Consider the following 25,092-nt stretch of genomic DNA (forward strand, 5'->3'; position numbering starts at 1 on the left):
GCAGGCAGGATCAGTTCGGGCGGGGGGCGTCGCCCTCCAGTTCGGCGCGGATCTGCTGGCGCAGGATGTCCAGCGGGATCATTTTCCCCTCGCGCCGGAAGTGCCAGTAGGTCCAGCCGTTGCAGGAGGGCGCGCCCTCCAAAGCCGCGCCGACCTGATGGATCGAGCCCTTCACGTCATTGCCGATCAGCGAGCCATCGGCGCGGACCTTGGCCTTGTGGCGGTTGCCGATGGAGTAGAGTTCCTCGCCCGGACGCAGCATGCCGCGCTCGATCACCTGACCAAAGGGGATGCGCGGCTCGGCGCGTTTGGCGCGGGTCGTGGCCAGGGCCTCGGCGTCCAGCGGGCGGACGCGCGACAGGCGGCGGGCGGCGACCTCGCGGTAAGCCTCTTCGCGCTCGATCCCGATATAGTCGCGGCCCAGCATCTTGGCGACCGCGCCGGTGGTGCCGGTGCCGAAGAACGGGTCCAGCACCACGTCGCCGGGATTGGTCGTGCCGATGATGACCCGGTGCAGCAGGCTTTCGGGCTTTTGCGTCGGATGGGCTTTTTCGCCCGCCGCGTCCTTCAGCCGCTCGCCGCCATTGCAGATGGGCAGAACCCAGTCCGAGCGCATCTGCGTGCCCTCGTTCAGCGATTTCAGCGCCTCGTAGTTGAAGGTGTATTTCGACGATTCCGATTTCGCGGCCCAGATCAGCGTCTCATGCGCGTTGGTCAGGCGCTTGCCGCGGAAATTCGGCATCGGGTTCGATTTGCGCCAGATCACGTCGTTCATGATCCAGAAGCCCTGGTTCTGGATCTCGGCGCCGACGCGGAAGATGTTGTGATAGCTGCCGATCACCCAGATCGCGCCGTTCGGTTTCAGCAGCCGGCGCGCGGCGGCCAGCCAGTCGCGGGTGAAGGCATCGTAGCTGGCGAAGCTGGAGAACTGGTCCCAGTGATCGTCCACCGCATCGACGCGGCTGTTGTCGGGCCGGTGCAGGTCGCCCTTGAGCTGCAGGTTATAGGGCGGGTCGGCAAAGATCAGGTCCACGCTGCCCTCGGGCAGGCTGTTCATGATCTCGATGCAGTCGCCGCCCAGGATCTGGTTCAGCGGCAAGGGTCGCACGGGGACCGCGCGTTTTTGGGTGGTTTTCGTCATGCTCTGCCTCTGGGGTCGCCGGCTTTTTTGCCGGTCTGATCTGCCCCCAAGGATGATTCAGAGCCGATTCGGCGTCAATTTCTTTTTTGAATCAGTCACTTACTGATGAGGCTTTACACAAGATATTGTGGACGGGTGCGAAAGAGCGCCTATGATGTGGGGTTACACCAAGATCTAGCAGCGCCTGTTTATGCGCGGGCGTGGGATAACCGGCATTCGCCTCCCAGCCATAGCCGGGGTGCTGTTGCGCCAAATCCACCATGATGCGGTCGCGCATCAGCTTGGCCAGGATCGAGGCGGCGGCGATGGACAGGCTGCGGCCGTCGCCCTTGACGATCGCCTCGCCGGGGCAATCCAGCCCGGCGGGCAGACGGTTGCCGTCGATCAGCGCAATACAGGGGCGCTGGCGCAGCCCGGCAAGGGCGCGGCACATGGCGGCGTGGCTGGCATGATAGATGTTGAGGGCGTCGATCTCGGCCACGTCCACATGGGCGACGGACCAGTCGCAATGGGCCATGATCCATTCGCCCAGCACCTCGCGCCGGGCGGCGGTCAGCTTCTTGCTGTCATCAAGGCCTAGGGGCAGAACGCCATCGGGCAGGATCACGGCGGCGGCGGTGACGGGACCGGCCAAGGGGCCGCGCCCGACCTCGTCCACCCCGGCGATCAGGCGCGCACCACGGGCGCGGGCGGCGTTCTCAAAGGACAGGTCGGGCATCAGGCGGTGATCCGGACGGGGGGGATGGTGACTTCCTCAAGGTTCACGCCCGCGCCCTCGCGGTCGATCACGAGGAAATCGGCGGGGCGGTCCAGCGGCGTCAGGACACCGTGCCATGTGCCCGCCCGCAGGTTCACGCCAACGCCGGACGGGACCAGAAAGGCGCGCAAGGGGCCGGGGCGCCCCCCGTCGTCCGGGGCCACGACCGAAAGCCACGCATCCGGCCCCATCGGCATGAAGGCCTGAGAGCCAAGCGGGTGACGCTCCAGCAGGTCGCAATCATAGGGCAGGCTGACCGGGTCGCTGCGGAAGATCGAGATGATCGCCTCGCCGCCCGCGCGTTCGACGGTGGCCAGCGCGTGATGCCGTTCGCAGCGGCCCGCATTGATCATGCGGTCGGGGGCGGGTTTCGGGGCCAGCACCTCGCCAAAGGGGGCAAAGGCGGCGGCGGTCAGGGGTTCGATGCGGATCGTGCTCATGGCGCCTGTCTAGCGCGCGGCGGCCAGCCCGTCGAGGATCAGCCGCATCAGCGCGCGCCTTGCGTCGGGGTCGCGCAGGTGCCGCACCTCGGCGCGGGCGCGGGCGGATATCGCCTGACATTCGGCGGGGTTGGCGCGCGCCCAGTCCAGTTTCTCGGGCAGGTCGGTCAGGTAGCGGGCGACGGGGATGTAATGCTGCCATGGCTGGAAGCGGCCCGAGTAAAACACCTGCCAGCCGTCATCCTCGGCGAACAGGACGCCGTTCTGATCCAGCCCCGAGATGAAGTTCGAGCCGTGGTCATAACCCGTCATGCAGAGCTGATAGCGAAAGCGCCGGAAGCCCTGCGGCCCCATGCGCGGGCGGCAATAGGGCGCCAGCAGCGGGTCATCCGCAAAGCGGCGAAAGGCGGGGGCCATGACGATGCCGATGTCGAAATCGGGGTCGTCGATGAAACGGCGGATGAAGGCCATGCGGTTGGTGCGGCAGAGCCCCTCCCACGCGGCCGTGCGGGCCTCGGGGTTCCGGGCCTCGTCCAGGCGGGCCAGCCAGACATGGCTGGCGGGGCCGGGCTTCACGCCCTCGCGCATTTCCGAGCCCGAGATCATGCCGCGCCAGATCAGCCGGTCCTCTTTCTGCGACCAAGGGATGTCGTCGGCGGGGCTGGCGGCGTCGAAGCCCGGCATGCCGATCGTGTGCTGGTCGGGCAAGGGCCAGAGAACCGCATTCACCGCCCCCGCGCGGCGGTTGTGGCACAGGACGGGTTCGCTGACGGGATCGCCTTGGGGGCTGCCCATCCAGCGGCTGTCCTCCATGTCGATCCAGACGGGATCGCGGCGGCCAAGGCGCAGGATGTCGTTGATCACGCCCTCGGCCCGGACCAGCTTGAAATGCCGCCCGTCGCGGGCCAGCGCCAGCGGCCCGGCGCCATCGGGCTGGGACACCGCGAATTGACGCGGCGCGCCCGCGCGGTCGATCACCGGGGCCAGATCCGCGCCGACGCGACCATCCCAGTAGCAGGCCAGCGGCGACAGGCCCTCCATCCCCCCCTCGGGCGTGGGCGCCAGACCTTGCAGACAGAAGCGCGCCACATCCTCGGGCCAAGAGGCGGGGGCGGGATCGGGGCGCGGCAGGGGGACCGAGGCTGGCGCGGCGTCGGACCAGCGGCTGATCGGCAGGACGGGCAATTCGATGAACCCCGCCAGCCGGATCGCCAGATCGGCGGGGCTGTCGCGGTCCAGATCCAGTTCGATCAGGCGGTCGCTGCCTGCGAAATGCGCGCGGACCGCTGCCAGATGCACCCGCCAGTCGCGGCGCCACAGCGCGGCGATGCCATCGGCGTCCAGCCCGTGATGATGGGCATGGGCGCGCAGCACGCGCCCCTCGTCCGCGGCCATGCGGGCGGCGATCAGGTCGTCCTCGGGGCGCAGGGTCAGCAGAAAGCGTGCCTGAGGGAAGCGGTCGGCCAGGAAGGCAAAGCTGCGCCATGCCTGAAGCGGCGGGCGCCAATGCGGGTTGTTGCGCCAGAGGCCCGCCAGAAACCGCGCCTTGGCGAAGGGTTGCAGCAAGGGTGCATCCCGGCCTTGGGCATAGAGGATATCGGCGGCCAGACCGCCGCCCTCGTGACAGGCGACGGGGTGGCCGTTAGCCGCGAAGATGCGCGCCAGATCCTGTTCGCCGCAGCCCTCGGGGCTGATATGGAACAGCCGCGCGCCCGGCATCTAGCCCGCCGCCCGCGGATGGCGCGGCAAAAGCACCGTCAGCAACCCCAAGAGCGGCAGGAAGGCGGTCAGCCGAAACACGGTCTCGATCCCGCGCGCATCGGCCAGAACCCCGAGCGCGGCAGCCGAAATGCCGCCCATCCCGAAGGAAAAGCCGAAGAACAGCCCCGCGATCATCCCGGTGCGGCCCGGCACCAGTTCCTGCGCAAAGACCACGATGGCCGGAAAGGCCGAGGCGAAGATCAGCCCGATCACCGCCGCCAGCGCGCCTGTCGCGTAAAGCCCGGCATGGGGCAAGAGCAGCGTGAAAGGCAGCACCCCCAGGATCGAGACCCAGATCACCGTCAGCGGCCCGACCCGGTCGCCCAGCATGCCGCCCATCAGCACCCCGACGGCCATCCCGGCCAGGAACAGGAACAGCATGATCTGCGCCCCCTGCGGCCCCAGCCCGAATTTCTCGATGGTGAAAAAGGTGAAGTAACTCGTCATCGCCGCCGAATAGATGTTCTTGGTGAAGGTCAGGATCGCCAGAACCGTGATCGCGCGCAAGACCGTTACGCGCGGCAGGCGCAGCGCCGTATCGGGCCAGGCGGCCACCGCGCGGCGCCGCGTCTCGGCCCATTGGCCGACATGCCACAGAACCGCCGCCCCCAGCGCCGCCGCCACCGCGAACCACGCCGCCGCCGGACGGCCAAGCGGCACGACGATGAAGGCCGCCAGCAGCGGGCCAAGCGCGGTCCCGGCATTGCCGCCCACCTGAAACACCGATTGCGCCGTCCCGTAGCGCCCGCCCGAGGCCAGCCGCGCCACGCGCGAGCTTTCCGGGTGGAACACCGCCGAGCCGATGCCGATCAGCGCCGCCCCCGCCAGCAGCATCCCGTAGGTCGGCGCGAAGGCCAAGAGCAGCACCCCGATCAGCGTCGATCCCATCCCGAAGGGCAACGAGCGCGGCTGCGGATGGCGGTCGGTCGCCGCCCCGATCAGCGGTTGCAGCAGCGAGGCCGTCACCTGAAAGGCCAGCGTCAGCACGCCGATCTGGGCATAGGTCAGGCTGAACTCGGCCTGAAGCAGCGGATAGATCGCCGCCAGCATCGACTGCATCACGTCATTGGCCATGTGGCAGAGGCTGATCGCGCCAAGGATGCCCCAAGCTGTGCCCTGACCCTTGCCGGTGCTCGGCCCGGCGGCTGTCATCTGTTGTCCCATGCTGCGACCGTCCCCCCATTCAGCCTGATCCGGATTACTGCGCCCGCGATGCCGCCGAAAGCTGAAATTGCGCAAAATGCAAAACCTAACCATTGGGAAGAATTTCATATCCCTATGGATAGTCGCGCGAAATTCATTGTCACGCTAACAGGGAGGAATGGAAGACGCTCAAGCTCAGATGACCGCGACCGCCCCCGAGGGGGTGCTGACCATCACCGCAGTCGCCCCCCGCAAACGCGGCGCCCGGATGAACACCTGGCAATCCGTCCGCGCCGATGTGATGGAACGCATCCGGTCCGGTGAATGGGCACCCGGCATGTTGATCCCCACCGAACACGAGCTGGCGATCGAACTGGGCTGCGCCCGGGCAACCGTGAACCGGGCGCTGCGGGAACTGGCCGATGGCGGCATCCTGCAACGCCGCCGCAAGGTCGGCACGCGGGTCACGGCGCGCGCCTCGCGCAGGGCGCGACTGGAACTGCCCGCGATCCGCGACGAGGTCGAGGCCCTGGGCCAGACGCTCGGCTACCGGCTGCTGGATCTGACCACCGCGCCCGTCCCGGCCGAGGCCCGCAAGGCGCTGCACCTGATCGCGGGAACGCGGGTCGTGCAGGTCACGTCGCTCTATCGCGCCGATGATGCGCCGCATTGCTTCGAACAGATCTGGCTGAACGCCGACGCGCTGCCGGCCTTTGACGCGACCACGTTCGAGACCGAGCCGCCCCACGAATGGCTGGCGCGCAGCGTGCCGGTGACGCAGGCGCAATTCTCGATCCTGGCCGAGCCCGCCTGTGCCGGTGCGGCCGAAGCGCTTGGCGTGCCGCCCGGAACGCCGGTCCTGACGATCGAGCGCACGAATTCGCTGAACCAGATCCCGGTCTCGTTCGCGCGGCAATTCTATCCGCCCTGCTACCGTCTGGCGATGGCCGAATAGCGACCTTCGGTCAGGACGCGTCCGGATCGCGCAGGGCGCGGAAACCGGGCGGGCGGCGGGCCAGGAACGCGCTGATCCCCTCGGCCGCCTCGGGCGAGGCCAGCGCCTCGGCCATGGCGTCGCGTTCGGCGGCCAGCTGCGCCTCGAATGCGGTGCGGTGCCAGCCGGTCAGCAGCCGCTTGATCGCCGCCTGCGCCTGCGCCGGACCCGCCGCCAGCCGGTCGGCCAGCGCCATCGCGGCCATGATCGCCTCGCCCGGTTCGGTCAGTTCGGTGACAAGGCCAAGCGCGTGCAGGCGCGCGGCCTCGACCGGCAGGCCGGTCAGCGCCATATGCGCGGCCATCTGCGGCGGCAGACCCGCCGCCAGCGCCGCCGTCAGCCCCCCGTCCGGCACCAGACCGGCATTCACATAGGCCGCCGTGAACCGCGCATCGCGGGCCGAGATCACCATGTCGCAGGCCAGCGCCAGCGAAAGGCCCGCCCCGGCCGCGCCGCCCTCGATCACGGCGATGACCGGGCGCGGGCAATGAACCACGGCGCGGATCAGGTCGTTCAGGGCGTCGATCTGGGTGCGGCGTTCGCCCTCGTCCATGGACTGCGCGGTCAGCAGATGGTTCAGATCGCCGCCCGCGCAGAAGAAATCCCCCTCGCCCATCAGGATCACCGCGCCGATGCGCGGCTGTTCGGAGGCCAAAGTCAGCGCGTGCAGCAGCCCTTCCTGGAATTCGGGCGTCAGGGCGTTGCGGCGTGTGGCGTTGCGGTTTTCCACCACCAGCCGGTCGCCGAGGTCGCTGATTTCGCAATGCGCGTTGGTGTAGGGATTCATGCCGGGGCCTTCAGCTTGCGGAACACGCCGGTCGCGGTGGCGATCAGCGTGCCGTCCTCATGGCGCAGATCGCCTTCGACGAACAGGGTGGAACGCCCGCCGCCGGTCAGACGCCCGGTCGCGGTCACGCGGCCCGGACGGCCCGGCGCCAGATAGTTCACGTTCAGCGAGACGGTGCTGACCGGATGGCGCCCCGACGGGTCGTTCGTCAGGCTGGCGGTGACGCCAAGCGCGCTGTCCAGCAGCGTGGCCGCGATCCCACCATGCAGGATGCCCATGCGGTTCAGGTGGCGGTCGTCCAGATCCAGGATGCAGCGCGCCCGGGCCCCGTCGCTGATGTCCAGCGCGAAACCGATCAGGCGCTGCGCGCCGCTGTCGTCGTCGGTCGGGGTCATGGCGGCTCCGGCTTGTGGGTCGGGGCGGATGTGGCCCATCGCCCCGGCCAAGGCAAGGGCCGGCCGCCCTTAGCCCATCGCCGCGGGCAGAATCAGCGACAAGGCCGGGAACAGGACCAGCGCGGCCAGAACCAGCAGATCGACGAACAGAAAGCGCGAAACGCCCGCAAAGATCGGCCGCACCCCCGTCCCCCGCGCGACATTCGAGACGACAAAGACGTTCAGCCCGACCGGAGGCGTGATCAGCCCGATCTCGATCAGCTTGACCAGCACGACGCCGAACCAGATCAGGTCCATCCCGTAAAGATCGACCAGCGGCACCATGAAGGGCAAGGTCAGAACCAGAATCGCCACCGGGTCCAGCACCATCCCTAACGCGATGTGCAGCACCACCACCGCCAGCATCACCGCGACGAAGGACAGGCCCGCGCGATCGACCCACAGGCTCAGCGCCTCGGCCAGCCCTGTCAGGGCCACCAGCGCGAACAGCAGCTTGGCCGCCACAAGGATCACCGCCAGCGCAGCGGTCTGGCGCAGCGTCTCGCGCAGGGCCTGCAGCAGCGTCTCGGGCGGCAGGCGCCGGGCGGCCAGACCGAAGGCCAGCGTCAGCGCGATGGCCAGCGACACGGCGCCGACGGCGCTGAGCCAGCCCGACTGGATGCCGCCCAGGATCACCGCGAAAATCAGCAGGGCGGGCCAGGCCGCCAGCGCCGCCTGCCAGCGGCTGACCGTGGCGGGCTGCCCGCGCGGGGCGGCCTCGGGCTCGGTCGCGGCCCACCACAGGATCACCAGGATCATCCCCGCCAGCGACAGCAGGCCCGGCAGCAGCCCAGCCATGAACAGGGGCGCGACCGGCGTGGCGCTGAGCAGGCCGAACAGGATGAACAGCACCGAAGGCGGGATCAGCGCCCCAAGCGTCCCCCCCACCGCGACCGAGGCCGTGGCAAGGCGCGGGTCATAGCCCTCGCGCAGCATTTCCGGAACGCAGATCCGCCCCATCGTCGAGGCGCAGGCCAAGGACGACCCCGAGATCGCCGAGAACCCGCCGCAGCCGATGACCGAGGCGATCGCCATCCCCCCCGGCAGCGGCCTCAGCCAGACCAGCGCCGCGTCGTAAAGCCGTGTCGCCACACCGCTGTAAAAGGCCAGATTGCCAAGCGCCACGACCAAAGGCAGCAGCAAAAGGTCCGGATCGCCCGCCAGATCGCTCAGCCCGCCGAGAAAGGTCCCGACCGCATCCACAGGGGCCAGCCAGTCGGCAAGCAGCAGCGCGGGCAGCGCCACGGCCGCGATGGCCAACGCGGCGGGCAGGCGCAGCGCCAGCAGGACCAGCATCAGCCCAAGCGCGGCAAGTCCGATCGCCACGGGCATCAGCCGACCGCGCCCGTCCCGGTGGCGCGCTGTCGGCCACGCGTCCCTGCGGCGCAGATCGGGAACATTCTCACGGCCTCCTCCTCGGTTCCGGGCAAGCTGGCACCGGGATCAGGCGAAGGCAATCGGGAATTGACCGAAAGTTGACCGGGGCGGTATCTGGCGCAAGTCATCGGGATAACGGATTGTCCACGTGATCCTTTTTCGGAGTGTGCAATGAAGCGGATGACCGGCCCCGTGTTCCCGGCCCTGATCGTGACCCTGATGCTGGGCCTTCTGGCCCCGGCAGCGCCCGCCCGCGCGCAAGAGGATCGCCGCTTCACCGCCGCCGAGATCGAGGCCGCGCAATATGACGGCGCCACCTTGCCCGAGGGGCGCTCGGCCCTGACGGCCAAGGTGCAGCTGCTGCTGGACCGCTCGGGCACCTCGCCCGGTGTCATCGACGGCTTCAAGGGCGGCATGAGCCAAAGCGCGATCAAGGCCTTCGAGCGCCGGGCCGGCCTGCCGATGGACGGGGTGATGGACCCGCATGTCTGGAACCTGCTTCAGGCCTTTGCCGAGCGCCCCGTCACGCAGAACTACACCATCACCGAGGCCGACGCGCAGGGTCTGGTCGCCGCGATCCCGACCGATTTCGCCGAGAAGGCGCAGATGGAATCGATGGGCTACACCAGCGTGGCCGAGCGTCTGGCCGAGCGGTTCCACATGGACGAGCGATTCATCCAGATGCTCAATCCCGGCATTGACTTCGTGCCCGGCGCCACGATTCAGGTCATGGCGCCGAATCCGCCGATCCGTGGCGAGGTCACGCGCATCATCATCGACAAGGAAAACCGCCGCGTCGCGGGCTATAATGCGCGGGGGGTGATGCTGGTGGATTACCCGGCCACGATCGGGTCAAGCGCCACGCCCTCGCCGGTCGGCACGCACAATATCGCGACGGTCGCGATCAATCCGAACTACACCTACAATCCCGCGGTGAATTTCCAGCAGGGCGACAATGACCGCAAGCTGGTGATCCCGCCGGGGCCGAACGGTCCGGTCGGCACGGTCTGGATTGGCCTGACCAAGCCGACCTACGGCATCCACGGCACGCCCACGCCATCGCAGCTGTTCCGCAACCAGTCGATGGGCTGCGTGCGGCTGACGAACTGGGATGCCGAGGAACTGGCGCGGCTTGTGCAGATCGGGGGCACGACGGTCGAATTTCTCGATCCGGGCGTGACCATCGCGGATGTGACCGGTGTGACCCGCACCGAGCCGCCTGTCCCGGATCTGGCCCTGCCCGAGCCCGCCGCGGATGCCCTTGCGACGCCCGCCCCCGAAGCGATGCAGCCTGAGGCCCCGCAGGACGCCCTTGGCGAGGCGCTTGGCGCGGCCCTGCCCGAGGGGTTCGTGATGCCCCTGCCCGAGGGCAACCAGCCCTGACACTCAGGTCGGTTCGCGGCCCAGATCCAGATAATCGGGGTCGAAGCGCGCCAGCGTCGCCAGCCCGTTCCAGTCGAGGATGGTGATGTCGGCGCCGACCCAACGCACCAGCCCCCGGTCGCGCAGATCGCGCACGGCGCGGTTCACGTGGATCGGCGAATAGCCCAGCAGATCGGCCAGTTCGCGCTGCAGAAGCGGCATCGAGAATTGCAACCCCGTCGCCGCGCCGACCACGTTAAGCCGCGTGTAGATCTCGCACAGCAGATGCGCCAGATGCGCGCTGGAGCGCAGCGAGGCCGCCGCGACCAGCCACTGCCGGTGGATCGCAGCGTCGATCAGCGTGGCCCGCCACAGAAGCCGGGTCAGGTGGGGAAAGTTGCGGGTGATCTCGATCAGTTCGGCATGATCGACGAATTCGACCTCGACCGGGCCGATGGCGACGACGGCGTGGGACAATCCGTTCAGCACGAAACCGTGCAGATCGACGAAATCGCCGGGCACATGCAGCGCGGTGATGACCTGCTGCTCGGTGCGGCCTTTCAGCCGATGCGACCGCGCGCTGAGGCCACGCAGCATCATGCAGCTCTGACTGGCCTTGGGGCCGGGCTCGACGATGACCTCTCCGGGGGCGGCCTGATGGTGGCGGGTCGGCATGGCGCGCAGACACGCGAGATCGGCGTCGGACAAGCGGTCACGTCGTTGTAAATACCGGATAAAATATTCCGTAATCGCCATTTGTTCACCCCCTTTCCGATGGCTGGCGGACAGTTGCAAATCGGGAATCCGGGCGCAATGGCGCGCGGACCTTGTCTAACATTCATCAACATCCGCAACGCCCTTGGCCCTCTGGCGGTTTCACGGCACCCCCGCCGGCTGACGCAAAGCGGCGCCCAGTTCCGCGAAACTGGCCGCGACCGACGGGGTCGCGCGCGCGACAAAGGCATCCAGCGCGGGTTGCAGGCGGACGGCCTCGTCCAGCCTCGGATCCGAGCCGGGCGCGTAAAGGCCCGCGCGGATCATCAGCTCTGATTCGGCATAGGCGCCAAGGGCGGCGCGGGCGCGGCCGATCAGCTGGTTCTCGGCCGCATCCGCCGCCTCGGGCAGCGCGCGCGAGACGGACCGCACGACGTCCACCGCCGGAAAACGCCCCCGTTCCGCGATCGCGCGGTCAAGGACCACATGCCCGTCCAGCGTGCCGCGCAGGATGTCGGCCACGGGCTCCTCCATATCGGACCCGGCGACGAGGACGCTGAAGATCGCCGTGATGTCGCCCGCGCCCTCGGGTCCGGGTCCGGCGCGTTCCGCCAGCCCCATGATCAGGTTCGAGACCGAGGGCGGAAAGCCGCGATAGCTGGGCGGCTCGCCCGCAGCCAAGGCGATCTCTCGATGGGCCTCGGCGAAACGGGTGATCGAATCGGCCAGCAGCAGGACATGTTTTCCCCGGTCGCGGAAATGCTCGGCCACCGCCATCGCCGCCCAGGCGCAGCGCCGCCGCAGCAGCGGCGAGCGGTCCGAGGTCGCCGTGACGATCACCGCCCGCGCCATCCCCTCGGGGCCTAGCGTGCGTTCGACGAATTCGCGCAATTCGCGCCCGCGTTCCCCGATCATGGCGATGACGACGACATCGGCCTGAACGCCCCGCGCCATCTGCGACAGCAGCGTGGACTTGCCCACGCCCGAGCCCGCGAAAAGCCCGATCCGCTGCCCGCGCACGAGCGGCAGAATCGTGTCGAAAACCGCAAGCCCCGTGGCAAGGCGCGCGCCCAGCCGCTTGCGCCCCACGGCGGCGGGCGCCTCGCAGCGGAAAGGGCGCGGCGTATCGCCCTGGCTCAGCGGGCGGCCGTCCAGCGGCTGGCCCAGAGGATCGACGATCCGGCCGATCCAGTCGTCAGCAGGCGCGATGCGGGGCGCGAACAGCAGCTCGACCTCGGCGCCGACGGACAGGCCGTCGATGGCGCCTTCGGGCAGGATCTCGGCATGGCGGGGGCCGAGGCCCACGATCTCTCCGCCCACGGGGGCGGGGTCCAGCGCGATCAGCACCCGATCCCCGACCGAGGCGCGGTCGTTCAGGCCAGCGACCCGGATCAGCCCGGCGCGGATGGATTGGACATGGCCGAAATAGCGCGCCAGCCGCATCCGGGCGATCTGGCGGGTGATCGATTCAATTCTATCCATTTCCGGTTCCTCGCCTGCCGGGAGAATCGTTCCCCCTGAAAGGGTTTCTAAAGGAATCGGGGTTAAGACCGGGTTTATGGTGAATGAGGAGAAGCCTCATGTTTGAGAGAATCGAGATGATGCGGATGGCCCGTGCGATGGGTCATCACGTGGCGCAGCGCCAGATCGTGACGGCGCGCAACATCGCCAATGCCGACACGCCCGGATACCGGGCCGCCGACCTGCCCGCCTTTGCCGACAGCTATCGCGACGGGACCGCCCCCGCGATGCGGACGACCCGCGCCGGGCATCTGCCGCCCCCCGCCTGGGCCGATGGCGCGATCCGCCCGATCACGGTCGAAGGCCAGGCCTCGCCCAACGGCAACTCGGTCTCGCTGGAGGCCGAGATGGTGCGCGCGGCAGAGCTGAAGCGCCAGCACGACATGGCCATCGGGATCTACCGTTCGGCCCTGAACCTGATGCGCAGCAGCATCGGCCGGCGATAGGGGACAAGACGATGAGCGAACCGATCTCTGCCCTGGGCCTTTCGGCCTCGGGGATGCGCGCCCAATCCGAAAGGCTGCGCCACACGGCCGAGAACATGGCCAATATCGACACGCCCGGCTACCGCCGCAAACTTGTCACCTTCGAAGAAGCAATGCGCTTCGGCCGCCCGTCGGGCGAGGTGCAGGCGGGGCGGATGCGGCTGGACCAGACGGCCCTGCCGCGCATCCACGACCCCAGCCATCCGATGGCCGATCAGGACGGGTATTACCTCGGCTCGAATGTCGATCTGATCATCGAGATGGCCGACAGCCGCGAGGCTGGCCGCAGCTACGAGGCCAATCTGCGCATGTTCGAACAGACCCGCCAGATGGGCGCGTCGCTTCTTGAAATCCTCCGTCGATGAAAGGGTCCGCCATGCTGACCAGCCTGAACGCCGCCAATGCCTATTCCGCCGCCCGCAATGCCACAGCTCCGGGCGGGGAATCGCCCGACGCCATGCGCCGCGTGGGCGAGGCCGCCGAGGAATTCGCCCGCCATATGGGTCAGGTCGACCAGGTCTCGACCGCCGCGATGACGGGACAGGTGAACACCCATACCCTGGTGCAGACCCTGGCCGAGGCCGAACTGGCCATGGACACGGTCGTCTCGATCCGCGACCGCGTGGTCGAGGCCTATCAGGAAATCCTGCGCATGCCGGTCTGAGGCGCGCCATGACCGAGATGATGCTGTTCGACGTGCTGCGACAGGCCCTGCTGGTGGCGGTCAGGATGTCGGCGCCGCTGTTGATCGTGGCGCTGGTCAGCGGGGTGGTGATCGGCCTCTTTCAGGCGCTGACCTCGGTGCAGGAAATGACGCTGACCTTCGTGCCGAAGATGGCGCTGATGCTGGTCGTCTTCTGGGTCGGCATGAGCTTCATGACCACTGCCCTGTCCGACTTCTACATCGGCCAGGTCATCCCCCTGATCGAGGCAAGCTGATGGACAACGCGACCTATGCCAGCCTGAACCGGCAATCGGGCCTGATGGCCGAGATGCGCGTCATCGCAAACAACATCGCCAACGCGAACACGCCCGGTTTCCGCCGCGAGGGGGTGATCTTTGCCGAACACCTTGCCGCGCTGGACCGTCGGGGCGACACCCTGTCGATGGCCCATGCGCGGGGCCGGCTGCTGGACCTGAACCAGGGCGGGCTGAGCCAGACCGGCAACCGCTTCGATCTGGCCATCGAGGGCGAGGGTTTCTTTCTGGTCGAGACGCCAGACGGTGTGCGGCTGACGCGGGCGGGCGCCTTCACGCCTTCGGCCGAGGGCGAGCTGATGAATTCCGACGGCCACCGGCTGCTGGACGAGGGACAGGCACCGATCATCATTCCCGGCGGTGCCAGCGCGGTTGCGGTGGGACAGGACGGCACGCTGTCGGCCAATGGCGTGCCTTTCGGTCGCGTCGGCGTCTTTGCCCCGCCCGAGGGCCAGACCCCCACGCGCGAGGGGGGCACATTGTTCCGCATCGACGGCGCGCCCGAGCCGCTTGAGACCACCGGCATCCGGCAGGGTTTCCTTGAGGACAGCAACGTCGATGCCGTCTTCGAGATCACCCGCATGATCGAGGTGCAGCGCGCCTACGAGCTGGGCCAGAGCTTCCTCGAACGCGAGGACCAGCGCATCCGCAACGCCCTTTCCGCCATGACCCGATAGGAACCCGCCATGAAAGCCCTGCAAATCGCCGCCACCGGCATGAGCGCGCAACAGACCCGCGTCGAGGTGATCTCGAACAACCTCGCCAACATGTCCACCACCGGCTACAACGCCCGCCGCGCGGAATTCGCGGATCTGCACTATCAGCAGGCCGCCCGTCCCGGCGCGGTCACGGCCTCGGACGGCACCGTCATCCCGGCGGGCGTGCAGCTGGGCCTGGGCGTCCGGCCCACGGCGGTCAGCATCAGCCTGCAACAGGGCTCGCTGATCCAGACCGGAGGGGATCTGGACCTCGCCATCGACGGCGACGGCTACCTGGAGGTCGTGCTGCCTTCGGGCATGTCAGGCTATACGCGCGACGGCGGGCTGAAACGCTCGGCCGAGGGGATGGTGGTCACGTCGGACGGCTATCCGGTCGTGCCCGAGATCACCATTCCCGACGATGCGCGGTCGATCTCGATCAATGCGGCGGGCGAGGTCTATGCCTATTTCGGCGACCGGGTCGAACCCGAGATGCTGGGTCAGTTCACCCTTGCAGGCTTCTCGAACGAAAAGGGGCTCGAGGCGATCGGCGGCAACCTGTTCATCGAAACCGCCGCCTCGGGGGCGCCGCAGGTCGTCAATCCGGGACAAGAGGGGCTGGGAACGCTGCGGCAGGGCTATCTGGAGGAAAGCTCGGTCGATGCGGTGCGCGAGATCACCGAACTGATCAAGGCGCAGCGCGGATACGAGCTGAACGCCAAGGTCATCACCGCCGCCGACCAGATGCTGGCGGCGACCTCGCAGGTGCGCTGATGCGCGCGGTTTTTCTGGCTCTGGCCCTCATCTGGCCCGGGATGGCGCTGACGGGAACGCTGGCGGCCTCGCGCACCCTGCCCGCGGGCACGATCATCACCGCAGGCGACCTGCGCGCGGTGGACAGCGACCGCCCGGGCATCACCAATCCGTCCGAGGCGATCGGCATGCAGACCCGCATCACCATTCATGAGGGGCGCCCCCTTCACGCCAGCCTGCTGCAATCCCCCCGGCTGGTCAGCCGCAACCAGATCCTGCGCGTCAGCTTCATGCGCGGCACCCTGCGGATCGAGGCCGAGGGCCGCGCCCTGTCAGAGGGCGCCGCGGGCGACACGATCCGGGTGATGAACCTCGCCTCGCGCAGCACGCTGTCGGCACGCGTCATGCCCGATGGCAGCGTCGTCGCGCATTAACCAGAGGAATTTTCGATGAAACCCGCCACGATCCTGTGCCTCGCCCTGGCGCTGACCGCCTGTTCCAGGGTGGACCATCTGGGCCGGCCGCCCGAACTGACATCGCCGCGCGAGACCGACGAGTTCATGGCCATGGTCAACCCGCCGCTGGACCTGCCCATCGGTTCGGGCCGGCCCGAGGCCGCGGCCTCGCTCTGGTCGGGCTCGACCAGTTCGCTGATCAACGACCGGCGCGCCGCGCTCCGCGGCGACATCCTGACTGTCGTGATCGAGATCGACGACCGCGCCGAGATCAGCAACAGTTCGGGTCGCAGCCGCGCCTCGCGCGAAAGCGCCAGCATCCCGCAGATGATGGGCATCCCGCAGCGCCTTGCCGACAAGCTGCCCGAGGGCGCCAGCTTCGACGAACTGGCAGATGCATCGGCCTCGTCCAGCTATCGCGGCAACGGCAACATCTCGCGGCGCGACAAGCTGACCCTGCGGGTCGCGGCGACGGTGATCGACCGCCTGCCCAATGGCAGCCTGCATATCAGCGGCACCCAGGAGGTGCGCGTGAACTATGAACTGCGCGAACTGACCGTCAGCGGCTTCGTGCGCCCTGGCGACATCGACCGCAACAACGAGATCGCCTATGACCGCATCGCGGGCGCCCGGATCAGCTATGGCGGGCGCGGCCAGATCAGCGACGTGCAGCAGCCGCGCTACGGCCAGCAGATCGCCGACATCCTGCTGCCCTATTGAGGCCCGCCATGATCAAGAAAATCGCATTGCTGATCGTTCCCCTGCTGGCCATGCTGGGCGGCGCCTTTGCTGGCGACATGCTGCGCCCCCGCCCCGAGCCCGACCCGATGGCCGAGCCCGTCGCCAAGGCCCCCGAACCTGTGGCCGAGCCCGGCTGGTTCACCTTTCCGACGCAGTTCTTCGTCCCTCTGGTGAGGCAGGGGGACATGTCGGCCATCATGATCCTGACCCTGGTGATCGAGACCGACGCAACCGAGGTCGCCGCACTGGAACAACAGGAGCACCGCCTGCGCGACGCGCTGCTGCGGCAATTGATGATCCACGCCAATACCGGGGGGTTCGACGGGAATTACACGCTGGACCGGAACCTCGAAACGCTGCGCGAGGGATTGCTGAAGGCCGCGCAGTCCGCGACCCAGACCCCGATCCGGGCCGTGCTGATACAGGACCTGGCGCGGCAATCGACCTGACACCGGGGAAGCGGCTCAGATCAGGCCCGCATCGCGACCGGCCTGCCGCGCCTCGTCATGGGTTTCAACGCCGATCTTGCGAAAGAGCGTGCGCAGGTTCAGTCGCAAGGTCGGCTCTGCGATGCTCAGGTCGGCGGCGATCTGCGCGTCGGTCAAGCCCTGCACAAGCCTTCGGAGGATTTGCGCCTCGCGCGCGGTCAGGCTGTGGGTCAGCGCGGCACCGGGTGGCGGAGGGGCGGCGGGCGCCAGTTCGGGCGGCAGGAACGGCGCGCCCTGGGCCATCATGCGCGCGGCCTCGACAAAGGCCTTCATGGGCAGGGTCTTGGGCAGGAAACCCACCGCGCCCATCGTCAAGGCCTGATGAACCAGATCGGCGGGCAGATTGCCCGACATCAGCGCGACATGCGCCCCCCTTGCCTGCGCCAGCATGTGGGTCAGGCCGTCAAGCCCCTCCATGCCTGGCATCCGGTAATCCAGCAGCACCAGGTCAAAGGGTTCCGAGCTCCGCACGATCGCCAGCGCCTTGGTCAGATCGGGCGCGGTGCTGCAGGCGATCTGCTCTTTGGCAAGCCATGCCGCGAAAACGTCGCGCAACAGGTCATGGTCATCCGCGATCAGGACACGCATCATCTCAGCCCCTCCGATCGGCTGCGGCCAGCAAGGCCAGTTCGGCCTGCCGAACAAGCGCGCGACGGTCGACGGGCTTGGACAGCACGGCCGAGAACTCGGCCCCTGAACGGCCGGCCTCACCGGCAAGCGCGGTGACCAGGATCACCGGCAGGCCCGGCGCCGCCATCCGTGCGGCGCGCGCAAGATCGGCGCCGTTCATGCCCGGCATGTCGTAATCCGTGACAAGCAGATCCCAGTGCCCCGGGTCCGAGGCCAGCGCGTCGAGGATGTCGCGGGGTTCGGTCGTGGGAGCGACCTCGGCGCCGGCGGCCTCGAGATAGGCGCTGACGATGGCCAGAACCTCGGGCTGGTCATCAACGACCAGCACCATGCGCCCGTCCAGCCGCCCGGTCAGATCCTCGTCGCGCGACGGTGCCGGGCCGGCGCTGTCGATGGCCTCGGTCGGCCAGTAGACGTCAAAACGCGTCCCCTGCCCCCGCGCTGTCCAGAGCCGCATCGCACCGCCATTGTCGCCGATCACCGAGGACACGATCGCCAGCCCCAGCCCGGTGCCCTTGTCGCCCTTGGTGCTGAAATAGGGGTCCAGGATCCGCGCCGCGACGTCGGGCGGCATGCCGGGCCCGGTGTCCTGCACCGACAGGCAGGCATAGCGCCGCGCGGGGTCCAGACGCCCCACGATCAGCGCCCCGTCCGAGGGCTGTGGCGCTGGCAGATCATCCGGCGCGGTCAGGCTGATCGTGATCGAGCCGTGATGGTCGGCCAGCGCATCGCGGGCATTGATGGCAAGGTTCAGCACGACCTGCAGGATGTCGGTCGGATCGGCCAGCGCCTCGACCGGCGTCACGGGCAGGTGCAGCGCCAGCCGCATCGGCGCCCTGAGACTGGATCGCAGCAATTCCGTCGCCTCGGCAAGGGGTGCGCGCAGATCCAGCATGACCCGCGCTGGCTGCCGCGTGCCAAGCGCCAGAAGCCGCCGCACCAGCCCCGCCGCCTGATCCGAGGCCGCCAGGATGCGCCCTGCGCCCATCGCGGCTGGGTCATCCTCGGCCACGGTCTCGCGGATCAGCGAGGCGCCACCCGCGATAACTGCCAGCAGGTTGTTAAAGTCATGCGCCAATCCAGCCGCCATCTGGCCGATCATTTCGCGGCGCTGCGCCAGCTGCAGCTCGTTCTGCAGACGCTCGCGCTCGGCCCTCTCCATGCGACGCGAGGTCATGTCGCGCGCGATCGCCAGCACGCCGCCGTCATCCTTGAGTGTCAGCGACAGGTCCTGATCCACAAGCCTGCCATCACGGCCCCTGCCCATGATCTCGCCCGACCAGCCGCCGTCGCGCAGCAGATGCGGCACGGCATTGGCGTTCATCCAGGCGACCTCATCGGGACCATACAGGCTGGACCAGTGCATCCCCAGGACCTCTTCCTCGCGCTCATAGCCGAACATCTCGCGATGGGCACGGTTCATGTAGATGCAGAAGCCCTCGCCATCGGTGATGGCAATGCCGTCGCGACTGGCCTCCATCGCGGTGGCGCGATCCGCGATGGCGCGCTGCTCGGCCAGCTTCAGCGCCGTGATGTCGACGCACAGGCCGACGCGGCCGCCATCGGGCGTCGCCTTTTCATAGATCCGCTGCCAGGTGCCATCGGGCAGGCGATGCTCGAATTCGCGCATGGGCGGGCGGTCGCGGTCCAGCAATTCGGCCAGCCATTCCTCCTCGCGGCCCTCGGCTTCGGGATACTGGCCGTGGGCCAGACCGTACCTGAGGATGCTTTCCCGCGTGGCGCCCGGGGTGATGGCGGGCTCGGACAGCGCATAGATCTGGCGATAGCGACTGTTCGAGATGACCAGCCGTTCGTCCGCGTCGTAAAGGACAAAGCCGTCCTGCAGCGCCTCGACCGCGGTTTCCAGCATCGCGCGGGCCGTCGCCGCCGCATCCGCCGCCTGGCGTTGGGCGTCGGCCTGCCGGCGCTGTTCGGTGATGTCCACCTCGACCGCCATGAAGCCCTCCAGCGTGCCCGAGGCGTCATGGACAGGCTGAATGTCGATCGAAAGCCAATACATCTCGCCGCTGCGCGAGCGGTTGAGGATCTCGCCCTGCACCGGAAGGCCCGCATCCAGCGCGGCACGGAACCGTTGCACGGTATCGGGGTCCGTCTCGTCGCAATGCAGAAAGTTCGAGGGGCTCTTGCCGCGCACTTCGGCCAGGGTCCAACCGGTCGTGCGCTCGAAGGCCGCGTTGACCCATTCGATGCGCCGGGCCGCGTCGGTCACGACGACAAGGTTCGTGGTGCGGCGCGCGATCTGGGACAGACGCTCGATCTCGGCGGTCTGTTCGCGGATCTCGGTGATGTCGCGCAGGGCAAAGATGAAGCCCTCTTCGCCCATCGCGCTGCCCGTCATCTGCCACCAGCGCTCCTCGGGGCCCAGCAGCGCCAGCTTGAAGGTATGACTGACACTGACCGCCCCGGCCTCGAGTTCGTTCAGCTTGGTGCGCGCGACCAGCGCCAGATCCGGTGGCAGCGTCTCTTCGGGGGTGCGGTTGATGAAGTAATCATAGACCGGGTCGGGCACCGAGACCGCGCCGGAATGCCACGCCCTGAAGCGCCCCGCAGGGTCCAGTTCGACGACCAGATCGGGCATCGCCGACAGCACGGCCTGCAGCCGGGCGCGCTGCGACAGGGTCTCGGCATGGACGCGGCTCAGCTCCTGCTCGGCGCGCCGGCGTCCCAGGACCGAGCCGATCACCTTCGCGACCGAGCGGATCAGATAGACTTCGCCCGGCAGGAAGCTGCGCGGCTCGCGGACCGCGTCGAAACCGACAAAGCCCTTGAAGCGGCCATAGCTGATCATCGGAACCGCCAGCAGCGACCGGATGCCCTGCATCATCAGGGCTTCCTTCTCTGGTGCGTCGTCCGGCATCGTCAGGACATCGGCGATCTGAACCTCGCGCCCGGCATCGAATTCCGCGCGCCAATGGTCGATCATCGCAGCCGGGACGCCCTGCAGCAGATGGATCATCGGCTCGATCCCCGGCGCGCACCATTCATGAGAGTTATTGATCGCCAGCCCGTCATCCTGCAACAGGAAGACATAGACCCGGTCACTGCCGGTCCGCCGCCCCAACGAGGCCAGGGCGTTCTGGATCGCCAGATCGGTATCGCCCAGAGAGGCGCCCAAAAGCGCGTCGAGGATGCCCACCGCATCGCCCTGCATCTTGGTCAGGCGGCTGAAGGCCGTGTGGACGGCCTCGAGCGGGGCGTCCAGAACGCTGTCCGGGGCGTCCATCTGCCGGCCTTCGACCATCGCGATCAGCAAGGCGTTGCGGCGCGCCTCGCGCAGCGCCCTCAGCGCTTGCGCGGCAAGCCCGGCAACCTGTTCCAGCAACCGCAGATCCGCCGCGCTGAAGCGGTCATGCCGTCCGCAGACCAGCATCAGGGCGCCCGGCGCCTCGCCCTCCAGCGTCAGCGGCGCCAGCAGCGCCTCGGCCGGCTCGCCAAGACCCGCGGGCCAGCCCTCGCCCGGCATTGGCAGGGCAAGCCTGCGCGGGCGTTCGATGATCTGCGCGGGCAGGGGCAGCACCTCTCCGATCGAAGCTCGCCCAGCGCTGGCCGCGACGGTGACCGCCTCGTCCTCGGCGCGCACGAAGAGGCAGGCGCGAACGCCGAATTCGTGACGAAGCACGTCAAGCAGCGATTGCAGCGCCTCGTCGGCGCCGGCCTTTCCGGTCAGAGCGCGCAGCGCCTCGGACAGGATGACCCGTTCCCGGAAAACGCCCGCCTCGCGCTGGCGCATCGTTTCGGTCTCGGCAAGGGCGCTGCGCACAGCCTCGGTCTCGACGACCAGACGGCGGCGCAATTCGCTCAACTCGCGTCGCCGGGCATCCGCCAATGCCTCGGCCTCGCGGCGCGCTTCGCGCTCGCGCTCAAAGGCCTCGCGCGACGCGCTGTCGCCCGTAACCGGCGCACTCATGGTCTGACCCGCTGACGCATGGCGTCGCGCACCCCGCGCAGTATTTCCCGTATCCCCATGGGTCGCATGTTCGGGGCTGTGCCGCAAGAAAAACGGTGCGATCCGGCGGCTTCGGTCGCGCGGTCGGACACCGCGCCGGATCCCGGAAACCGGTCAATCATCCGGTCCCGCCAGGACCGTGCAGGAGATCATCAGATTCCCGTGCCGCGAGCGGTCTGCCACCGGCCTGCCCTGCTCGCCGAAAGTGAACACCCCGATCCACGGCACATCGCCAAGCGCGGCGACGATCCCCGCGCGCACCTCGTCCATCCGGTCGCGGACCGCCAGCATGCATCCGCCGCAATAGACGATCAGCGCACCGCCGACCGGTGCACGCAGAATGTCGCGCGCCTGCTCCGCGACGCGCCCGGCGCGCGCGACCAGACTGTTGGCCGAACCCTGCATCTGCCACAACCGGTCGCCCACCGCGACATCCGCGAAAAGATCGACCGAGCCATCAACATGCGCCGTCGCCGGATGGGCCAACAGATGAAAGGGCACCCCGGCAAGAAGCCGCGTCTCGCGGCCCAATGGCCAGAGCGTCGAATCCGCCAGGATCGAGCGCGCCGACCCTCCCGCCATCGGCACCGCGCCGCCCGACCATTCATGCAGCACTTCGGCGGCGGGCCGCCCGTCGATCTGGATCAGCTTGCGGGATTCGGCGCTTGTGACGAGACCGCCGAAGGGCGTGGGCGTGTAGCCGCTCTGATAGACCGAAGCGATGGCACGGCTGGGAAACAGCACCGAGACGACGACGCCATCCCGATGCACCCCGTCCGGACCGAATTGCCGCCAATCCCCGGAGACCTCGTTATCTGCCGAACTGCCGCCGACGATCATCGTTTCCGGCCCGACGACGGGGCGCAGACCCTCGATCACCTGCTCCTCCCGGCCGGGCGCAACGGTCAGCCAGACCATCTCGGGCATCTCGCCGGGTCGCCCTGCCCGCTGCAGCGCCTGCAAGGCCGCCGCTCGCGCCGCCGCGCCCGCATCAGCGCCCAGAGCCGCCGAGGCCGTTCCGTAGCTGCCTGCCGGGTCCCAGATCGCCAGCGCGCCAAGCCCCGCGCCGCCCAGTTCGATCCCGTCGCGCCCCATGACACCCAGACAGGACGACCCGCCATGCAGAGCCTGTCCCCCGATCAAGTCATGGGCCAAATCGTGCAGCAATTCTGCGGAAAGGCCGATCCCGAAATGCAGCGCCAGAAAGTCCGGGCGCGGCCCGTCTGACAAACCAAGTCGGGCGGCGATGTCCTGCAACGCAGTCGCGCCGTTGGTAGCGCCCGATTGCGCGGAACGAACATGCATGGGCCCGCCTTTCAAAGCACAACTCGCCCAGCCTTTAGCGCGCGCAACTATGCGATTCCTACGCGGACTCACCCAAATTGATCGCAACCTATTCTTTCGGAGATAGCCCCTTGCCCCGGATTCGAGCGGATTGCCCCGCATCGCGGCAGCGCGCACGGGGCAGCGCCAGGGTTGACCCCAGCGCAGAGGCCATCACCTTCAGAACTCGGCCCAGGAGGCGCCTTGCCTGACAGGCGTGGCGCGCGGCCCGTTCACCGCCGCGGTGGCGGCAGCGGACCAATCGACGATATTCGCCTCGACCGCGGTGTCGCGCGGCGCGGCGACGATCTTTGGCTGCTCGATCCGGGGCGCCGTGCTGCGCTGACGGGTTCGGAAACCGGACAGCGCCCGCATCAATTCCTCGGACCGCGATTGCAGCGTGGCTGCGGCGGCAGAGGTTTCCTCGGCGACGGCGCTGTTCTGCTGGGTGACGTGGTCAAGCTGGTTCACCCCGGCATTCACTTCCGCCAGACCCCGCGCCTGCTCTGCCGCCGCCAGCGCGATGTCGGCCACAAGGCTGGCCGCCTCGCTGGCGCGGCCCAGGATTTCCGACAGACTGTCGCCCGTACGCCGCACCAGATTCGAACCCTCCTCGACACGCTCGGTGCTGTCCGAGATCAGCCCCTTGATCTCGCGGGCCGATTCCGAGGCGCGCTGCGCGAGCAGGCGTACCTCGGAGGCGACCACCGCGAATCCCCGCCCCGCATCACCTGCGCGCGCGGCCTCGACCCCGGCATTCAGCGCCAGAAGGTTCGTCTGAAAGGCGATATCCTCGATGACGCCGATGATGCGGGTGATCTGCACGGAACCTTTTTCGATCCCGCTCATCGCGGTGACGGCCTCGCGCACGATCTCGGCGCCGCGTTCGGCACCATTTCGGTTGTCGAAGCTGGCATCCTGCGCCTGCGTCGCACGATCTGCGGTCGAGGCGACAGAATGGGTCAGCTCGGTCAGGGCCGCGGCGGATTCCTCCAGCGTGGCGGCCTGCGTCTCGGCGCGGCTGGACAATTCGCGGCTGGCATCGGCGATCTCGACGGCACTGTCACGAACGTTGCGGGCGATGTCGCTGACCTGGTTGATCACCTCATCGAAACGGTCGATCACGGTGTTGAAGCTGACGCGCAGGGGCTCGTAATCCGCCGGAAAGGGGTTGTCAGGCGTGCTGGGGATCTGGGACATCAGATCGCCATCCGCCAGCCGCGACAGACCCGCCCGCAGATCCGAGACGACGCGCGCCATTTCGGTCCGCTTCGCCTCGCGCTCAGCCTCCTGGACCTTCGACAATTCAGCCATGCGCGCGGCCTCGCGCAGATCGTCGCGCAGGGCCATGCAGGCAGAGCTCAGCTCACTGATCTCGTCACGGGCCTGACCCGGGGCGATGACCACGTCGTAATCGCGCTGTTCCAGGCGCTTCACGATATCGGCCAGATCGCGGACGGGGCGAAGCGTCCGGTGTATCAGGAAGCGGCTGGCAAACAGGGCAAGCGCGATCAGGATCAGTGTGGGCAGCGCCAGCAGCAGCACCGACTTGAAGAGCAGCGCATTGATCGCCTCGGACGACCTTCCCGCGAAGACCGCGCCGACCACACGGCCCGACATGTCCAACACGGGCTCATAGCGCGTCATGTAGGGGGCGCCAAGAATCGTCGCCTCGCCGGCAAAGCTGCGTCCGGCAATCAGGGCGGCGTAGGCGCTGCCCGACGGATCGAGCGCCGTTCCGACGGCGCGACTGCCATCGGCGGCGCGGATGCTGGTCATCACCCTGACGAATTGCTGATTTTCGGGGACCAGCGCGAAATAGGTGACATGAGTTGCAAGCAGTTCGAAGACCTGATCGACAATCCGGGTGGGGATCCGGATATCCTCGGTTGCAAGCACCAGCCCGGTGACATTGCCGCTTGCCGGAGTGCCCGCGATGAACCCTTGATCTGCGCGCGCCAGGTCGGACGCCAGGATGCCGAGCGCCATGTCGACCTGCGAGACAGAGAGCTGGCGCAGTTCGCTGTCTTTGATCGTGATGGCGAAGGTCGTGATCAAAAGGGCCACGGCCGTGATGCTGGCGACAAGGATCGTCACCAGCCTCGCCTTGAGCGACATCTGCGAAAGAAAGGTCATTCGGTTA

Annotated in this window: 25 protein-coding genes; 11 read left to right on the forward strand and 14 right to left on the reverse strand. The window is 68.1% G+C overall.

Features of this window, described 5'->3' with window-relative positions; genetic code table 11:
* Positions 1-10 precede the first annotated feature (10 nt).
* From ACTZWU_RS14805 to ACTZWU_RS14825, 5 genes are all read right to left on the reverse strand, one after another.
* Positions 11-1,141, reverse strand: a complete 1,131-nt coding sequence (locus ACTZWU_RS14805) for a site-specific DNA-methyltransferase (protein WP_444738131.1) — start codon at positions 1,139-1,141, stop codon at positions 11-13.
* 91 nt (positions 1,142-1,232) lie between these two features.
* The gene (locus ACTZWU_RS14810; RefSeq protein WP_444738132.1) at positions 1,233-1,859 is read right to left on the reverse strand and encodes a ribonuclease HII; all 627 of its coding nucleotides are present in this window, start codon (positions 1,857-1,859) and stop codon (positions 1,233-1,235) included.
* A complete protein-coding gene (locus ACTZWU_RS14815) occupies positions 1,859-2,338 on the reverse strand; it encodes an ureidoglycolate lyase (RefSeq protein ID WP_444738133.1) in 480 nt (159 codons plus the stop codon). Before ACTZWU_RS14815 ends, ACTZWU_RS14810 begins: the two co-directional genes overlap by 1 nt.
* A gap of 9 nt (positions 2,339-2,347) precedes the next feature.
* Entirely contained in the window at positions 2,348-4,057 is a 1,710-nt protein-coding gene (locus ACTZWU_RS14820) for a glycosyl transferase family 90 (protein ID WP_444738134.1), read from the reverse strand.
* On the reverse strand, positions 4,058-5,251 hold the full coding sequence (locus tag ACTZWU_RS14825; RefSeq protein ID WP_444738135.1) for an MFS transporter: 1,194 nt from the start codon (positions 5,249-5,251) through the stop codon (positions 4,058-4,060).
* A 169-nt stretch (positions 5,252-5,420) separates the two neighbouring features.
* Here ACTZWU_RS14825 and ACTZWU_RS14830 point away from each other — a divergent pair, with 169 nt between their 5' ends.
* Positions 5,421-6,197, forward strand: coding sequence for a GntR family transcriptional regulator (locus tag ACTZWU_RS14830; RefSeq protein WP_444738136.1), 777 nt, complete (start codon positions 5,421-5,423; stop codon positions 6,195-6,197).
* Between the two features lie 10 nt (positions 6,198-6,207).
* On the opposite strand, the gene ACTZWU_RS14835 is transcribed toward ACTZWU_RS14830, so the two are convergent.
* From ACTZWU_RS14835 to ACTZWU_RS14845, 3 genes are all read right to left on the reverse strand, one after another.
* Positions 6,208-7,023, reverse strand: coding sequence for an oxepin-CoA hydrolase, alternative type (locus tag ACTZWU_RS14835; protein WP_444738137.1), 816 nt, complete (start codon positions 7,021-7,023; stop codon positions 6,208-6,210).
* Positions 7,020-7,418 carry a PaaI family thioesterase gene (locus ACTZWU_RS14840; protein ID WP_444738138.1) on the reverse strand — a complete coding sequence of 133 codons (399 nt, stop codon included), beginning with the start codon at positions 7,416-7,418 and terminating at the stop codon, positions 7,020-7,022. Before ACTZWU_RS14840 ends, ACTZWU_RS14835 begins: the two co-directional genes overlap by 4 nt.
* A 69-nt stretch (positions 7,419-7,487) precedes the next feature.
* Positions 7,488-8,789, reverse strand: a complete 1,302-nt coding sequence (locus ACTZWU_RS14845; protein ID WP_444738139.1) for a TRAP transporter large permease — start codon at positions 8,787-8,789, stop codon at positions 7,488-7,490.
* 225 nt (positions 8,790-9,014) lie between these two features.
* Here ACTZWU_RS14845 and ACTZWU_RS14850 point away from each other — a divergent pair, with 225 nt between their 5' ends.
* The gene (locus ACTZWU_RS14850) at positions 9,015-10,217 is read left to right on the forward strand and encodes a L,D-transpeptidase family protein (RefSeq protein ID WP_444738140.1); all 1,203 of its coding nucleotides are present in this window, start codon (positions 9,015-9,017) and stop codon (positions 10,215-10,217) included.
* A 3-nt stretch (positions 10,218-10,220) separates the two neighbouring features.
* Here the strand turns inward: ACTZWU_RS14850 and ACTZWU_RS14855 are convergent, their stop codons facing one another.
* Positions 10,221-10,904 (reverse strand): Crp/Fnr family transcriptional regulator, encoded by a 684-nt coding sequence (locus tag ACTZWU_RS14855; protein WP_444738141.1) that lies wholly within the window; start codon positions 10,902-10,904, stop codon positions 10,221-10,223.
* Between the two features lie 168 nt (positions 10,905-11,072).
* Positions 11,073-12,392 carry a FliI/YscN family ATPase gene (locus ACTZWU_RS14860; RefSeq protein WP_444738142.1) on the reverse strand — a complete coding sequence of 440 codons (1,320 nt, stop codon included), beginning with the start codon at positions 12,390-12,392 and terminating at the stop codon, positions 11,073-11,075.
* Between the two features lie 98 nt (positions 12,393-12,490).
* Between ACTZWU_RS14860 and ACTZWU_RS14865 the strand changes: the two genes are divergently transcribed.
* The 9 genes from ACTZWU_RS14865 to ACTZWU_RS14905 are packed head-to-tail and all read left to right on the forward strand — an operon-like array spanning position 12,491 to position 16,990.
* Complete coding sequence (locus ACTZWU_RS14865) at positions 12,491-12,877, forward strand: FlgB family protein (protein ID WP_444738143.1); 387 nt, start codon at positions 12,491-12,493, stop codon at positions 12,875-12,877.
* Between the two features lie 11 nt (positions 12,878-12,888).
* Positions 12,889-13,281 (forward strand): flagellar basal body rod protein FlgC, encoded by a 393-nt coding sequence (gene flgC / locus ACTZWU_RS14870; protein ID WP_444738144.1) that lies wholly within the window; start codon positions 12,889-12,891, stop codon positions 13,279-13,281.
* A gap of 11 nt (positions 13,282-13,292) precedes the next feature.
* The gene (gene fliE, locus ACTZWU_RS14875; RefSeq protein WP_444738145.1) at positions 13,293-13,580 is read left to right on the forward strand and encodes a flagellar hook-basal body complex protein FliE; all 288 of its coding nucleotides are present in this window, start codon (positions 13,293-13,295) and stop codon (positions 13,578-13,580) included.
* An 8-nt stretch (positions 13,581-13,588) separates the two neighbouring features.
* Complete coding sequence (locus tag ACTZWU_RS14880; RefSeq protein ID WP_444738146.1) at positions 13,589-13,855, forward strand: flagellar biosynthetic protein FliQ; 267 nt, start codon at positions 13,589-13,591, stop codon at positions 13,853-13,855.
* Positions 13,855-14,571 (forward strand): flagellar hook-basal body complex protein, encoded by a 717-nt coding sequence (locus ACTZWU_RS14885; protein WP_444738147.1) that lies wholly within the window; start codon positions 13,855-13,857, stop codon positions 14,569-14,571. The genes ACTZWU_RS14880 and ACTZWU_RS14885 overlap by 1 nt, the downstream gene beginning before the upstream one ends.
* A gap of 9 nt (positions 14,572-14,580) precedes the next feature.
* Positions 14,581-15,366: a flagellar basal-body rod protein FlgG gene (gene flgG / locus ACTZWU_RS14890; RefSeq protein WP_444738148.1), complete on the forward strand. Its 786-nt coding sequence runs from the start codon at positions 14,581-14,583 to the stop codon at positions 15,364-15,366.
* Positions 15,366-15,779 carry a flagellar basal body P-ring formation chaperone FlgA gene (gene flgA, locus ACTZWU_RS14895; RefSeq protein ID WP_444738149.1) on the forward strand — a complete coding sequence of 138 codons (414 nt, stop codon included), beginning with the start codon at positions 15,366-15,368 and terminating at the stop codon, positions 15,777-15,779. The genes flgG and flgA overlap by 1 nt, the downstream gene beginning before the upstream one ends.
* A 15-nt stretch (positions 15,780-15,794) precedes the next feature.
* Positions 15,795-16,520 (forward strand): flagellar basal body L-ring protein FlgH, encoded by a 726-nt coding sequence (gene flgH, locus ACTZWU_RS14900; protein ID WP_444738150.1) that lies wholly within the window; start codon positions 15,795-15,797, stop codon positions 16,518-16,520.
* Between the two features lie 8 nt (positions 16,521-16,528).
* The gene (locus ACTZWU_RS14905; protein ID WP_444738151.1) at positions 16,529-16,990 is read left to right on the forward strand and encodes a hypothetical protein; all 462 of its coding nucleotides are present in this window, start codon (positions 16,529-16,531) and stop codon (positions 16,988-16,990) included.
* A 15-nt stretch (positions 16,991-17,005) separates the two neighbouring features.
* Here the strand turns inward: ACTZWU_RS14905 and ACTZWU_RS14910 are convergent, their stop codons facing one another.
* The 4 genes from ACTZWU_RS14910 to ACTZWU_RS14925 form a co-directional block, all read right to left on the reverse strand.
* Positions 17,006-17,620 (reverse strand): response regulator, encoded by a 615-nt coding sequence (locus tag ACTZWU_RS14910; protein WP_444738152.1) that lies wholly within the window; start codon positions 17,618-17,620, stop codon positions 17,006-17,008.
* A 1-nt stretch (position 17,621) separates the two neighbouring features.
* On the reverse strand, positions 17,622-21,587 hold the full coding sequence (locus tag ACTZWU_RS14915; protein ID WP_444738153.1) for a PAS domain S-box protein: 3,966 nt from the start codon (positions 21,585-21,587) through the stop codon (positions 17,622-17,624).
* Between the two features lie 153 nt (positions 21,588-21,740).
* Positions 21,741-22,931 carry an FIST signal transduction protein gene (locus tag ACTZWU_RS14920; protein ID WP_444738154.1) on the reverse strand — a complete coding sequence of 397 codons (1,191 nt, stop codon included), beginning with the start codon at positions 22,929-22,931 and terminating at the stop codon, positions 21,741-21,743.
* Between the two features lie 198 nt (positions 22,932-23,129).
* The gene (locus tag ACTZWU_RS14925) at positions 23,130-25,085 is read right to left on the reverse strand and encodes a methyl-accepting chemotaxis protein (protein WP_444738155.1); all 1,956 of its coding nucleotides are present in this window, start codon (positions 25,083-25,085) and stop codon (positions 23,130-23,132) included.
* Between the last annotated feature and the right edge of the window lie 7 nt (positions 25,086-25,092).

The sequence above is a fragment of the Paracoccus sp. NSM genome (genome assembly GCF_052379855.1).
Classification (GTDB): Bacteria; Pseudomonadota; Alphaproteobacteria; order Rhodobacterales; family Rhodobacteraceae; genus Paracoccus.